Consider the following 14,699-nt stretch of genomic DNA (forward strand, 5'->3'; position numbering starts at 1 on the left):
GCGCCACTCTGAGGAGGCCTTTATGGGGGCCAATAGGTGAAAAACGGGGAGATGGGACATGGCTGGCGCGCACTTACGTCTCCTGGCCGCACTGATCACGGGGATCCTCCTGGCGCCGCTGCTGACGGTCCTTCCCGTGCGCGCCGACGACCGGGTCGTGTGCGGCATAAAGATCAAATTAACGACTGGATCCGATGGCATCCGCGACGAGTCCCAGCTGATCGTCCGGCTTGGCGGATCGGGCGGTGTCAGGGCGGGTGAATCGTTCCTGTTCGAGGGCGGACGTGAGTACCACAGCGGCGGCACCGGTGACCTGCCCGACACCACCTTCACCTGGAGCGCCCGCCTGCCCCGGTGCGTCAGCGACGCGGCGCTGTGGCGGGGCTTCGAATTCGAGCACGTCAGCACCTCCGGCGGTGAGATCGGCGCCGACAACTGGACGTTGATGGGCCTGACCATCACCGATCTGATGGACGACAACCGCGTCTACTACCACCGGCCGCCGGAGAAGGGCCCGATCTACCGGTTCAAGGTGAACGAGAGCCCGATCTGGAACACCGTCTTTCGCGACCAGGGCCACATCTGCCGGGTCCTGGTCACCGTGCACACCGGCGCGGACGGCATCGAGGACGGCTCCACCGAGCGGATCAGCCTGGGCGGCCAGGAGCTGATCTTCGAAAACGCCGACAGCGATGCCGACCTGGATGGTTACCGGTACGTGGACTCCGACGACGACGGCATGGCCGACCTGCCCGACGGCGAACGCTGGCACCGGGGCGGGACAGGGGACATCGCCAACGCCACCCTCCACTGGCGGGCCCGGCTGTCCCCGTGCCTGCCCGCGCCGCTGCTGCGCCGGGGCGTGCGCATCCACCACACCGCCGGCGGCCTGCTCGGCTGGGACGACTGGGAGCTGAACGGTCTGCGCATCACCGACCTGGACACCGACGCCGTGTACGTCTTTCTGCCGCCCGGCCATACCATCCACACCTGGGCCGCCGACGAAATCGGTGGTCCGACAGTGACGGAACTCGGCCCCGGCTCGCAAGAGCCGGGGCCGAGTGCTTTCTGCGGCTCCCGCGCGGTGTTCGGGCATGGAGAGATGTCTACCCGGCCCGGCTTGCGAGCCGCTTGCACCACTTTTTACCGGTTGCTGCGCCGTGGGAACCGACCGCTCCGCCTCCGGCACCGATCCGCGGTCGTCTACGGCACCCAGACGGTCAGGGGTTTGGTGGGGCGGCGGCGCACCCGGCGGCGGGGACGACCTTCGGGGCCGGGCAGCGAGTCCAGCCAGCGGGAGATCTTCCTGAGGTTGGCGTGGGCGAGCTGGAAGGCAAGCAGCAGGCTCTGGGCGGCGATGCCGCGGATGCGGCGGCCCTGGGAGCGCTGGATCGCCTCGCAGGCGTCGTCCTTGGCGTAGCCGTGAAAGGCCTCACTGCTGTTACGGAGGCGGGCATAGACGCGCCGGTGGCTGGCCGAGCCGTACGGCAGGGCCTGGGCATGCTTGGCGCCGTGCTCGGGGGCCAGGGTGATGCTGTGCTGGCGGCAGATCGTCGGCGGGCCGGCCGGGCCGGGCGCGGGGTCGGCCAGCGGCAGGCGCACGTCGGTGCCCATGCTGGCGGGTTTGAGCGGGCACTGGAGCCGTCCGGCGGTGGCCGGGCACGACCATCGCTGGTGGCCTTCGGGATCGGGCCGGCCTTTGGGGACGAGTTCGTAGGAGGTGCGGGCGGTGAGGTGCCGCCGGTACGTCTCGGCGGCAGCGGCGGCCTGGGCCGGGTCGGCGTCGGGGGCGATGGTGGTGCGGAAGGTGCGGGTGGCGTCGATCAGTGTTTGGGGGAGGGCGGGGCAGTACCAGCGGCCTTCGACCTGCAGGGCGCCGTGCGCGCCGGACTGGATGCCGAGCTGGTCGTCGCGGTAGTCGAAGACGAGCCGGTAGCCCAGGGCGCGGGCGGGCAACTGGAAGGTCTCAGGGTCGGAGTTGTTGTAGGCCCGGTCACCGGCGAGGTAGCCGGCGGCGTGGCCGCGGCGGCGGACGTCGGCCAGGACGGCGACGGCGTTGCGCCCCGGGGCGGCGCCGGGCCGGTCCAGGGTGAAGCCGACCACCAGCGCTGGCGGCAGGGCAGGGTTGCCGCACCCGGGCGCGGCGGCGTCGGGATCGGTGTGCGGGTTGCGGGCGATGGCCAGGGTGGCGTCGTAGCCGAACAGGTGCTTGAGGAACCCGGGCCGCTTCGCGCCGGTGGTGTGCTTACTGCGCTTGCCTGCCGTACGGCGTGCGGCGGAGGAGGGGCGTTCGGCGCGAGCCGCGACGGACCCCTCGGGACCGGTGTCGGGGTCGCGGTGGTCGCCTGCGCGGATGTACCAGCCGGCGTCGGGGTCGGTGGCGGTGTGCGTCCCGCCGGTGCCGACGCCTTGGGCGTAGGTGGCGATCGGGGTGGCGTCGATGCCGATCGAGCCGTCCCAGTGCCGGTCGAGGGTGTCGCGGATCGCATCCAGGGAGGATTCGACGATGCCGTTGACGACGGCGCGCAGCCGCTCGGCCCTGCCCGCCAGGTCGGCGGGGTCGGCCCGGGCGCGCAGCGCGGCGGCGGTCTCGGCGGGCAGCCGGATGTTGCGGGGCAGGGGGGAAGGGTCGAGGCAGGCCAGGACGGCGTCGAACAGGCGGCGCACCACGGCGTAGGCGGCCTCGAACCCGCGGCAGTCGTCGGCGCGGTCCTTGACGCCGAAGCGCCGCCGCCAGGGGCCGGGAACGGCGAAGTGCAGGATGTCGGTGACCGTGGACAGGTGCACGGCGTCCGGGCGCTCCAGCGCGCACAGGAACAACCCGGCCAGCAGGCCTTCCACCGTGAGCAGCCGGGGGCGGCCGCAGGGCTTGACGAGCAGCGGCGCCAGCAGCGCCGCCGCGCCGGAGACGGCGATCAGGTGCACGGCGTACTCCAGGTCGGCGTCGGTGTAGGGGCGGCGTCGGCTGCGCAGCACCGCCAGCTGCGCCTCCCGCGTGAGGCGGCTCACGGCCGCCCTCGCAGGTGCTCGGCCGCCTGAGCGGCCTCGACGCCGCGCAGGAACGGCAGCAGCCGCGACAGGGCGTGCAGCGAGTCGAGCCCAGCGGCGGCGACGATCACCGGCAGCGGCACACCGGTCTCCATCAGCTCCACCAGCCAGCCGGCCCGCAACCGGCTCATCTTCAGCGCCGGGACGGCCGGGGCGGGGTGGGTGCGGGCCAGGAAGCCGGTGACGGTGTTCTTGCCCCGGGCGTGGTGGCCGGGCCGGAACAGGTAGGCGGCCTGGCCGTCCAGGCGGGCGGCGGCCTCGGCCAGGACGGGCTCCCAGGCGCGGCGGCACACCACCAGCCGCGCACGGCGGCCGCGCACGGCGACCACGACCGCGCCGCGGCCGGGGCGGCGGACGTCGTGCGCCCGCACCGCGGTGATCTCCGGGGTGTCCAGGCCGCAGCCCCGCCCCAGCGCCAGCAGCACCTGGCAGCCCTGGCGCAGCTGCGCGGTCGGTTGCCCGCCCGCCCACGCCCACAACGCGGCCAGCTCGGTGGACGCATACGGGCGCGAGGCGGTCGATGCCGACAGCTTGACCGGCCTGCCGGTGGCGCACTCGCCGCCGAGGACGGCCTCGCGCAGCCGCAGCAGCCGGCTGCGGTAGGTGGCCCGGGTGCCGGAGGCCAGAGGGGCGCAGCCTGCGGTGACGAACCGCTCGATCACCTCCCGCGACAGCCACACCTCGGGCCGGGCGGGCAGCCCTTCGGCGTCGGCGAACAGCGCGAGCCGGGTCAGCACGCTGAGCAGCTCCGCGGCCGAGTACGGGGTGAGCGGCTCGGCGGTGGCGATGGTGCGGCGCACCTGGCCGGCCACGCGGCTCCAGCCCGGGGGCGAGCCTGCCGGGACGTAGGTGTCGATGCGCTGTGCCACGCTCACCTGCCACAGGTAGACGCCCGAAGGGCTCCTGCTCTCGCTATAGCACGCCCTGGCGTCACTGTCAGTGGCCGGCCGTGATGGAGTTGATGTCGAGGGCCGGTCGCCGGGGAGTTCCTGCCCGGTGACGGGTCGCGCACCGTCCGGCCCGGCTCCGCCGCGGTCGGGTGCCGGCATAGGCTGCTGACGATCATGAGTCGGGAGCGGGTGCTGCGGGTGGACGCGGGACGGGGATTTCGTCTCACGCTCGGTGGAGAAGACGTTCATGGCCATCCTGGCGCGTATCTCCCGCTTCGGGAAGACACGCCGTCGTGACGGCACGCCGGATACCGGCCTCACCGCTCGCATGGCGGTAAGGTCGCAGGCACGACGAACCATCAGATGAGTGTGTGGGATTGTCGTTTCGGCCGTCGTCGAGTTGCGCCTCGACGGCGGCCTTTTCACGTTCTCCGTTCAGGGAGACGAATAGCGGCTACATGGCCGCCGCCGTCTCCGGACTCGCGGGTTGCGGCAGGGTTTCACGGCCGTATCGATAGCAGGCGTCCGCGTTCTTGACGAGGCGGCCGTCGTCCACCATGTAGCTGAGTGTCATTCTCAGCAGGCGGGGATCCTCGCCGATGGCATCGGCGATCTCGCGGTTCTTCCACCACCGGCGAGGATCCTGGGCGAGCAGGTTCATGACGTTGGCCATCCGCGGGCTGGCGGGCCTTCCCCTCCGGGCCGGCGGTGGCGACTCGGTCGCCTTCCGCCCCGGTGAGGCCGGGTCCGTGTCGGTGTCCGCGTGAGCGACCTGCAGGGAGGGCGGATGGAAGGTCGCCGTGTTCTCCCAGCTTTTCAGGACGTGCATGGTGGTCTCCAGCTCGGTGATCTCCCTGCGGATACGGTCGAGTTCGGCTTCGAGTGCGGCTGCTTCGTTCCGGGCCTTCTCCAGGCAGTCGTGTGCATGAAGAAGTACATGAGAAAAGACAGGAGTGGCTTCCTCGCAGTACTGATCCCGCATGAGCCGACACTATATTGGCTGCCCGGGTGCAGGACGGATGCATGGCAGCGTGTCGCTTCCCAGCATGCGTGTTTCGTGCTGTCGGATTTCCGCTCCGCGTTCGGAAGAGGTTTTTGCAGGCGCTAATTATTAGCCGCCCCTCCCTTTGTCTGCGACTGATGTTACGAGGACCCGGTCGCGGTGTTCGGCGACGTGATCCGGCGAAGTATGAAAGCCGGATCCGCGAGGAAGCCACGCGTACGGAAAGCATCGGCTGGAAAGCCTGCGATGCTCTGCCCGGCGGGACCGCGGCGCCGCGTGATGTCGCGGGTGATCCGTCTCGCGGACGCGGCCTTCGGCCTGTGGTGCGTGCACCGTGAGCGCACTCCGCTGAAGAGGCTCGTACTCGGCCCTGAGATCGCCAGGGCCCGGATCACGCGATTGGTGATCACGGGAGGGCGAGGTCGCCCACCCTCCGATCGATACACATGGTGATGATGCGAACACAAAGAGCGGTGGATGGGTGTAACCGCAAACGGCAAATGAGGTAAAGCCTGGCAAAGTTTCTTCGATCTTCGCTGGGACGGGGATTCCAGCCCGGCCGTGACGCACCTCACCGACGATGAGGTGAGGGAATACGACCGATGACACGCCGAGCGCGCTCCCGTCGAGGACCTGCACCACACCCGGCCGACAACCGGACCCACCACGCCGATGAACATGCCCCGTAACGTCGGGCCAAGCGGAAGTAGATCGCAGTCGACGGGCGTAAAGCCGACATAAGGCATCGAGCGGCCGTGCGTACGGTTACCCGTCGCATATCCCTCCTACCTGCTTGTGAGTGTGTCGTGGGACAACCCATGCCCGCCTTGCCCGGCTCTGCTCGCAGACGCCAACGCATGACGCGAACCGTCGCGATCGGCCTTCTGGCCGCAGTCGCCGTCACCTCTGCCTCGGTCGCGGAGACCTCCGCCGTTCTCGGCTTTTCCAGCGCCGCCTCGGCAGCGGTGACCCCTCCGGTCAAGACCTCGCCGGTCACCGAACGCCCCGATCGCACCGCGGCCGCTCTCGCAGCGCGGCTGCAGGGCAGCCGGGTGCTGATCACCGGTGAGACCACCGAGACCACCGTCACCTACGCCGAACCCAGCGGCAGTTTCACCACGGAGATCAACCCGTCCCCGGTGCGCGTGCAGCGCGGCGGCGACTGGTACGCCATCGACACCACCCTGATCGAGCGGGACGGGGTGCTGGTGCCGAAGATGGCCAAGGGCGAGGTGGAGATCTCCGCCGGCGGCGCTGATGCGCCGATGGCCAAGCTCGAGCACGCCGCCGACGAGTCGTTCGCCCTGTCGTGGCCGAAGGCGCTGCCCACCCCGAAGGTCGAGGGCAGCAAGGCCACCTACACCGACGCGGCCGGTCCCGGCGCCGACCTGGTGGTCACCGCGCTGCCTACCGGGTTCCGCCACGACGTGGTGCTGCGCGAGCGTCCGGCCGGGCCGGTGGAGTACAAGCTGGAAGTCGACACCGACGGCCTGAAGCTGGCCGAGACCAAGAGCGGCAGCCTCACCCTGACCGACGAGGACGGCAAGACCGTCGCCTCGGCGCCGCAGCCGGTCATGTACGAGGCCGCCGCCGAGCAGGCCGACGCCGCCGCCGAGGCCGCGGCCCCGTCGGAGATCGACACCCGCGTGGTGACCGAGAACGGCCGGCAGATGCTGGTCCTCAAACCGGACGCCGACTTCCTGGCCGATCCGGCCACCCAGTACCCGGTGGTCGTCGACCCCACCACCACCCTCGGCGTCTACACCGACGGCTTCGTCCGCACGCACATCGCCGACATGGCCAACGGTGACTACCTCAAGGTCGGCTCCTCCGATGGCGGGGACACCAAGCAGCGCTCCCTGATCAAGTTCAACGTCGCCTCCCTGGGCGGCAAGCACGTCACCGCCGCCGAGATGCGGCTGTGGACCTCCGACATCTGGACCTCCAGCCAGACCGGGCCGGGCGTCACCGTGCGCCGCCTGTCGGCGAACTGGAGCACGGCCACCACCAACTGGTCCAACCAGCCGGGGGGATACGCCACCGGCGCGGTCACCGTCAAGAGCGCCTACGACTCCACTTGGATGAAGTTCCCGATCACCGCGATCACCCAGGCCTGGGCGACCGGCTCGCCCAACTACGGGGTGCACGTGGTGGGTGCTAGTGAGACTGACTTCCGCTCGGCCCGCTGGTTCCATTCCGGCAACTACAGCGCCGGCGGTACGGCGCACCCGCCGGCACTGGTGGTCACCTACAACTCCTACCCGGCCACCGCCACCACCGTCACCACCGGCGTCACCACCGGCACCGACAAGGTGGCCTACTCCACCGCCACCCCGCGCCTGTACGCCGCGGCTGCCGACGCCGACGGCGGCACGATGCGCTTGGACTACGAGGTCTCCACCCCCGCTGGGACCGTCCTGTGGACCAGCAGCGCCTCGGTGCCCGCTGGCGCCCAGAAGCTGATGACTGTCCCGGCCGGCGAAATCGCTCACGGTCAGAAGTGGCGCTGGCGTGTCCGCGGCTTCGACGGCCTGGACTACGGCCCCTGGTCGGCGTACTCGTCGACCTACACCGTCGACGGCCAGCCGCCCGCCGCCCCGAGCATCGACTGCCCGGACTACCCGGCCGACGCCTGGACCGCCAACACCGGCAGCGAGGTGACCTGCACCCTGGACACCACCAGCAGCGACGGCTCGGGCTACTACTGGGCCCTGGACAACCCCAGCCCCACCACCCTGGTCGCCGACCCCGACGGCACCGGCGGAGATCCGCTCACCATCACCATCAGCCCCGCCGACGGCGAGCACATCCTCTACGCCAAGGCGCGGGATGTGGCCCTGCAGAACTCTGCGGTGACGCCTTACACCTTCGGCGTCGGGGTCCAGACCACCGCCCAGCCGCTGATCACTGCTGAGGTGATCGACCAGACCGCCAAGCTCGCTTGGCAGTCCCGCTCTGATGCGGTCAAGTACGTGCTGGTGGACGACGCTCATGAGGAACTGGTCTGGCAGGGCACAGTGGCCTCGGCTGACATCGCCATGCAGGCTCCCCAGTACCGCAGCCTTGTCCTGGCTGCGGTAGCTGCCGACAACAAGATCACCACAATGGGCAAGGTCCTTGTCACACTGCCGGAGGCCGCGTCCGGTCTGACCCCGATGACCGTGGTGACGGCTGGTGACGGCACTGACATCAAGTGGGGCCAGGAGCACTCCTCGACAGAAGACAGCGCCACGGTCGATGACCAGAAGTCCCACTACCTCGAGGTCGGCAGCGACACGGTCGCGCTGTCGGCATCAGAGGTGAGCGTTCCGACGGTCTTGGGCCAAGACAGCAGCCTCACCGTCGTCTCCACTCCGACAGGCAAGGAAGAAACACCCACCGCGCCTGAGGAACCGACCGAGGTGGAAGGGGAACCGGAGCCTGACCCTGTAGTGGATGAGACCGGTGAAGGCGCTGGCGAGACTGGTCTTGCACCGTCGTGGGAGGAGTGGACGGCTTCTCTCACTGCAGAGCCGTCGAGTGATGAGTCGATGGATCAGCCGTCGGGTGAAGAGCCCACTGCCCAGTCCTTCGGCTCGTCCTCCGCGCAGTCTCTCGATGAGACATCGGCCGCCGAGGACGCAGCCCCGGTCCTGCAGTACGGCGTAGAGATCTCTCCCCCTGCGCTGGACCGTGCTCAGATCGCTGAGCTGGCTGGTCTGCCCACCGATGGCACGGCTGGTCAGGCACGGTCGTTCGGTGCCACTGCGGTTTCCAAGAAGATCACGGCATCGTGGACCACGTACGAGGCCTACATCCCATGGGGATGGATCAAGTCGCCGGACTTCTTCGGGAGCACCAAGTACACCGGATGCGAAACCGGAGCGAACTACTGGTTCAGGGGAGACGACCGAGGGAAAGGGTTCAACACCAATAAGTACCGGACACGCGTGGCCGTTAAGTACGACTTCGCAAACAAGAGTGTCCTCATGTACAAGGATGTCCACTCGACGAGTCGATACGTGCAACGGGCCGACGGTTCCAGGTGGCGTCAATCCACGAAGACCGCAAGCTCGTCAGGAATCAAGATGTACCCTTCGGGCAATAACGGCCTCTCGGGAGACTCTGTGATTCTTCACAACGTGGGAAATCCCTACTGCACTCCATTTGCGGACATCAGCTACAGAAGCGATCAAACCCTCTTCAAATCCGGCGGATACTGGTTCAAGGGCGATCACGACAAGATGCCCACACATGAGGTGTATCGCCAAGACGTCTACAGCGACGGCAGCAAATCCACGAAGCTCATCTTCTCGAACCCCCTCACCGATCCCAACTGTCTGGCCTCCCAGCTTCCGGGCTGCGTCAAGAAATACCAGATAGTTAAGTAGCATAGACAGGGCCGGGGGGCCGCGAACCGGCCCCCCGGCCTGCATCCAATGGAGTGATCATGCCGGGCAAAAACAAATCAACCTCGGTTGCAAGGTTTATCGTGGCGGCGATCGTTTTCTGTGCAATTTTTTACTGGTCATTGTTCCTTGCCGCATGGACGGGCTGGGGTGGGTATGCCAAAGGTTGGCCACTCCTCAAGGCCAACATCGACTCTCTAATCTATATCGCGCTAACCGGCATAGCGGCAATTGCTGCATATCGCTTTATAATCGGCTGTCGGGTGCTGTCATGGTGGCTTCTTCTGGGATTAATAGTTCCTTTATGGAGAGCCGCCGAGCTTGTATGGTAGGGCGGCTTGAGTAGCCAGTTCCATCGCTGTCCGCTCCCCCATATGGAGCTGACCGCTCCGAGCGGTGTTGCGTGCGGTGGGTTTGATCTACCGATTCCAGTACGGTGAGTCATAAATTCCGTCTGTACGACGGATCGCAGCAGTAACGCGCGCTGAGAGGGACCGGAAACCAGAACGCAGGCGGGTCCAGAAGCACGTTGGATCTGCAGTGCATCGACCGATCATCAACTCCAGGCCACCGGCAGCCGGATGGGGCCGGCCATCGCGTGGCCGACCTTGCGGGGGGTGTCGGCGGCGTCCAGCGCCAGGAGCAGCATGGACAGCTCCCGCAGCAGCAACCCGATCGCGGTGACGGCCTCGATGTGACCGAGGTGACGGCCAATGTAATGGTAGATGCCGTAGCCGAACGACGGGTGCCGCTCGGTGGCGATGTCGCTCGCGGCGCGGGTGAAGCGGGCGAAATCCATGGTATGCGGGTCGGCGAAGCCCGCAGGCAGATGCGAGTGGAAACCGATCTTCAGTAGCCTGGAATCCAGCTAATGGATCATGGTTGTTGATGCTGCCCACAGGGTTTCGTCGGTGCCTCCACCTTCCACGATGACCACGACCAGGTCTGGCAGGGACCGGCCGTTCTGCCCGAGGAGCCACCGCCCGGGTCCGGGCTGGACACCGATAGGGATGGCCTGACCGACCTGGTGGAGCTCACCGGCATCCCCAAAGGGAACGGCACGTTCGACACGTGGCTGCCTGACCACGGCGCCGATCCCTGCCGCAAGACGATCGCGGTCGAGATCGACTGGCTGACCGTCCGCTCCGGCCCTTCCGACAAGCCCAATCCGGCCGCGCTGAACGAGGCCCGCCACATGTTCGCCGCCGCCCCCGTCCAGGCGCCCGCCGCCTGCCCGTACGGCTGGTCGGCCAGCGGCGGCGTGCAGCTGCTGACCGACGTCTCCACCTCCATCGAGGTCAGCGCCGACCAGCGCCTGCTGCCCCTGAACGCCCCCGGTACCGAGGCCGACCGGCTGAACTGCCCGGCCGGGGCCGCCGTCACATCCCGCTTCTGCCTGCACCGGGCAGCCCACTTCCCGGCCTGGCGGGAGGGCTTCTTCCACTACAGCCTGTGGGGTTTCTCCCACGACGGCACCGACTCCAGCGGCGTCTGCTGCTTCGGGCCCCGGCGCAACGACATCATCGTCAGCGTCGGCAAAGGATGGAGCGGCACCACCGTCCCCATCTACACCCGCATGCAGGCCGGCACCTTCGTCCACGAACTCGGCCACGCGCTCGGCCTCGGACACGGCGGGAACGACCCCGTCAACTTCAAACCCAACTACTTCTCGGTCATGAACTACCGGTACCAGAGCGTCGGCATCCCCGACCTCAGCGCCTGGAACGGCGTCATGACCGGCGCGATCACCGAGCAGCACTTCACCGTCGACGACAAGAAGCAGATCCTGATCGACTTCAGCCACCTGGACTACTCCCGGGCGAAACTGCCCACGATCGGGCCCGACCGGTTCTCCGAACGCGACGGCGTCGGCGCCGATCAGGACATGGTCGCCACCTGGTGGGATCCGACGCTCACCCTGCGAGCAGGCAGCGCGAGCGGGCCGCTCGACTGGGACTTCAGCGGCGGCGTCCCCGACCTCACCTCCGCAGCGACCAGTGCGGTCAACGTGCTCAGCAAGTTCGAGGTATGCATCCGCCCGCGCACCGCCGGCGCAACCCTGACCACCCTCGGCAAGCACGACCGCGACAAACGAGTCGGCGACCAGCTCATCCTGGCCGGTGACGATCACATCTGCCAGACCGAGGCCACCGGAACCGACGTCACACCCGTGCCGCCCAACTTCGACTACCGCACCCTCGGCTACACCGACGGCATCAAGGGCCGCAACGACTGGGCCACCCTGGCCTACTGCGTCGGCGTGGCCGACGAGCCCACCTGCCCCCGCGCCACCGCGGCCGGTCCCGAGCCGGGCATCGGCCGGACCGAGTCCGACCAGATGGCCGCGGAGCTGTTCGACGCCCTGGCCGGGCTGAGCGCGCCCGCACCCGCGGCCACGCCCCGCTGGGGGTTCGCCTACGTCAACCTGGCCACCACCGCCGAGGCGCCGATCGGCGTGGAGACCCCGCTCCATCCCGGTCCGCAGTGGACCACCGGCGCGGCCGGACGCCTGGCGACGGTGACCCACCTGACCACCGGCCGCTACCTGGTCCGCCTTCCGGGGGTCGGCGCCGAACGGGGGATCGCGCACGCCACCGCGTACCGGACCAACCACCGGGGCCGCACCTGCGGCGTGGAGGACTACCGCCACGACGGAGCCGACGAACTGCTCACCGTGCGCTGCTTCGACGAGCACGGCGCCCCTGCCGACTGGTGGTCCCAGGTGTTCTTCGCCGCCCCCACCGCCGCAACCGCCCCCGTGGCGACCGTGCGGTACGCGGGTGCAGGAAACCTGGACCCGGCGCTCAACAGCGGGACCTTCAACTCCGACCGCCAGGTCAACCGGGTGCTTCGGGAAAGCATCGGCGTTTACCGGGTCGTCCTGACCGGCGCGCCCTTCGTCCGCGACACCGGCCACACCCAGATCACCCCGTACGGGACAGGGGATCCCGCCCGCTGCGCCACCGCGGGCACCCGGCCACGGGCCGAAGGGCTTGAAATCACCGTGACCTGTCACGAGATCCCGACCGGAACGCCACGTGACTCCGGTTTCCTGCTCTCCTACGTCGACGGGGTGGGCCTGCACGGCGACACCGCCACCTCTGCCACCTACACGCAGATCACCGGCGATCCGGCCGCGCCCGCCGTAGATGCTGCACGCTCGCACAGTCCGACCGGCGAGACACCGACCATCGGTCGCCTCGGCCTCGGCTGGTACCGCCTGAACTGGGCCGGCGGCGGCAAGCTGTTCGGCAACGTGCAGGTCACCGCGACCGGCGGCAGCGGCAGGTACTGTCAGCTGGGCACGGTCTCCGACTACTACGCGCCGCCGGCGCTGGGCATCGACGTCTACTGCAGCACTCTCTCAGGGCAGCGCGGGGACGCCACCTTTGGAGTGATCTACACACGCCGCCCCTGAACCAATGACCTCAACTGGACGGTGGAACGCACCTCAGGGCGACCTCGGCGATTTGCACACCGCGCGTTCGGCACGGAACCATCGTTTCGATACCTGCACTGGATCGACCGGGACGCTCCGCGTGGCCGCAGGGGCGCCAACACCCGGCATGACCGCGATCAAGGTCGCAGCCGCGAGGATGATCCATCGCCTTATGCTGTCGTATCCTTCCCCTGACGGAGTGATCCTGGCGGGGAGGTCATCCTGGCAGGCACGGATGGAGTTTCCGCTCCGTACGTGTGCGGAAACGGTGCAGACCGATCTCAGGCACGCTTTCCTGCCGGGGTAAGCCCCTGCGGGAGCGCACCGATCGGCTCTCGGGCCGGTGCGGCCAGCTGCCGATGCAGCGCCTCGGCCGGGCGTCGTCCGTGGCGGCGGCGCATTTCCCCACTGACCGCACTCTCTGGCACGGAGGCGTAAAGCGGTGCCTGATTGCCCCCACCCGGAGCGGACCGGCCTCAGCGGCCGGTCCGTCAGCCGGAACACCGGCGGCCTCACTCGTCCCGGCTACAGGCGGTTCGAATGATCCGGGTCATGATCTCTACCGGGAGCGCGGGGTTGGCGGCAGCCGAGAACGCGACCTGCCGGTCGCGGTCCTGAAGGAGCGCGAGCAGCCGGGCGACCGGCAGGCGCGGGTCCCGAGCCATGGCCATCCGAACGCCCCGCTCCTGATCGTGGCTCAGCCGCTCGATGACGCCGACGGGGGTGTGCGGGTCCAGCACGACCAGGCGTCGCCGGTCCGGATGCGGCGAGTCGGCCCAGCCGGCCAAGCCCGTCCGAGGAAAGCACGGCCTGCCGGTCAGTTCTCCTTCGGAGTAGCCGGCGCCGTCCAGGACCACGCGCAGCAGCAGGTCGGCGGGCGCAGCCGGGTGGTGTTCGGCCAGCAGGAGCCGGACCGCTCGATCGTCATCGCGGGCGAGGCGTTCGACCAGGTCCGGTTCGAGGTCGGGGTTGCAGGCGACGCTGCGGCGCAGCACCACGTGGGCCGATTCCGCGTGACGGGCCATTGCGCAGGCGTCGGTGAACACCTTGCGCATCCATGGCAGCGGAAGGTGCACCATATGCAGGTCGGGGTCGTAGTCGATGGCCGCGCGCTCGGCTTCGGCCAGGTCCGGACGGAGCGAGACAATCAAGCGGATCCCCGGGTCGGGGTCGGTGGACAACTCCTCCACCAGATCACGCTCCAGATGCGGGTTGGTCGCAACCAGGCGGCGCCGCTCGGTGTCGTCACTGCGGACATAGTGCTCGGCTACGCCTCGGGGCAGCGGGGCCTCTCCGGCGACCTGCAATGCGTCGTCGCTCGTGAGGATCTCCTCCAACAGGTCCGGCCGTTGCGGATAGCCCTTCAACCTGGCCACCCGCCGTACCGATGGATCGACATCCTTCAGCAGGGTCGCCCTGATCTGCTCGGGGAGCCGATCCCAGCCGAAGCACGCTGCTTTTCGCACCTCGGGTTCCGGATCGCAGGCCAGCACGGCCAGGACACTGGCAGGGGTCTGCCAGCCTTGAGCCAGCGCGCACCGGACCTCGAGGCACGGGTCACGGGCCAGCAGGTCGTAGGCGGCTCCGGTCAATGGCGTGGCCCAGGAGCCGAAGCGGCGCCGTTGCGGACCTTCGGCCAGAGCCCAGCGCACGCGCAGCTCAGGATCGCCTGCGAGCCGGGACCGGATCTCGGCCGGAATGTGGGGGTTGCCGGCGAAGCAGGCCCGGACTTCTGCATCGGGGTGGTCGAGGAATGCCTTGACCACCGGCTCGGGCAGGTCGGCCCGCCCCGCTAGATACGGCAGCGCTTCTGCCATCGCCTCGGACTGGAGCATGCGCAGCATGAGGCTCACCGGTAGCGCCGGGTTGGCGGCCAGACCCGCCACCGTGTTCATCTCCCACCCCTTCGCCTCGTGGACCTGCGGTCAGGT

The 14,699-nt window shown here is 68.7% G+C and carries 8 protein-coding genes; 3 read left to right on the forward strand and 5 right to left on the reverse strand.

The genetic code is table 11. From position 1 onward, the window contains the following. Window positions 1-1,203: 1,203 nt before the first annotated feature. The 3 genes from HS048_RS35550 to HS048_RS35560 all read right to left on the reverse strand — a co-directional run bounded on the left by HS048_RS35550 (window position 1,204) and on the right by HS048_RS35560 (window position 4,920). Window positions 1,204-3,009, reverse strand: coding sequence for a hypothetical protein (locus HS048_RS35550; RefSeq protein ID WP_196470233.1), 1,806 nt, complete (start codon window positions 3,007-3,009; stop codon window positions 1,204-1,206). Beyond that, window positions 3,006-3,923 (reverse strand): hypothetical protein, encoded by a 918-nt coding sequence (locus HS048_RS35555; protein ID WP_196470234.1) that lies wholly within the window; start codon window positions 3,921-3,923, stop codon window positions 3,006-3,008. Before HS048_RS35555 ends, HS048_RS35550 begins: the two co-directional genes overlap by 4 nt. A gap of 469 nt (window positions 3,924-4,392) precedes the next feature. Continuing rightward, complete coding sequence (locus tag HS048_RS35560) at window positions 4,393-4,920, reverse strand: hypothetical protein (protein ID WP_196470235.1); 528 nt, start codon at window positions 4,918-4,920, stop codon at window positions 4,393-4,395. Between the two features lie 878 nt (window positions 4,921-5,798). Between HS048_RS35560 and HS048_RS35565 the strand changes: the two genes are divergently transcribed. Together HS048_RS35565 and HS048_RS35570 are read left to right on the forward strand one after the other, a co-directional pair. Beyond that, the gene (locus tag HS048_RS35565; RefSeq protein WP_196470236.1) at window positions 5,799-9,311 is read left to right on the forward strand and encodes a DNRLRE domain-containing protein; all 3,513 of its coding nucleotides are present in this window, start codon (window positions 5,799-5,801) and stop codon (window positions 9,309-9,311) included. Window positions 9,312-9,370: 59 nt separating this feature from the next. Continuing rightward, window positions 9,371-9,661, forward strand: coding sequence for a hypothetical protein (locus tag HS048_RS35570; RefSeq protein WP_196470237.1), 291 nt, complete (start codon window positions 9,371-9,373; stop codon window positions 9,659-9,661). A 224-nt stretch (window positions 9,662-9,885) separates the two neighbouring features. Here the strand turns inward: HS048_RS35570 and HS048_RS35575 are convergent, their stop codons facing one another. Beyond that, window positions 9,886-10,128 (reverse strand): hypothetical protein, encoded by a 243-nt coding sequence (locus tag HS048_RS35575; RefSeq protein WP_196470238.1) that lies wholly within the window; start codon window positions 10,126-10,128, stop codon window positions 9,886-9,888. 228 nt (window positions 10,129-10,356) lie between these two features. Between HS048_RS35575 and HS048_RS35580 the strand changes: the two genes are divergently transcribed. Continuing rightward, the gene (locus HS048_RS35580; RefSeq protein ID WP_196470239.1) at window positions 10,357-12,747 is read left to right on the forward strand and encodes a hypothetical protein; all 2,391 of its coding nucleotides are present in this window, start codon (window positions 10,357-10,359) and stop codon (window positions 12,745-12,747) included. A 533-nt stretch (window positions 12,748-13,280) separates the two neighbouring features. Here HS048_RS35580 and HS048_RS35585 read toward each other — a convergent pair. Then, the gene (locus HS048_RS35585) at window positions 13,281-14,663 is read right to left on the reverse strand and encodes a hypothetical protein (RefSeq protein WP_196470240.1); all 1,383 of its coding nucleotides are present in this window, start codon (window positions 14,661-14,663) and stop codon (window positions 13,281-13,283) included. Window positions 14,664-14,699: the final 36 nt, after the last annotated feature.

The sequence above is a fragment of the Planomonospora sp. ID91781 genome, from assembly GCF_015711595.1.
Classification (GTDB): domain Bacteria; phylum Actinomycetota; class Actinomycetes; order Streptosporangiales; family Streptosporangiaceae; genus Planomonospora; species Planomonospora parontospora.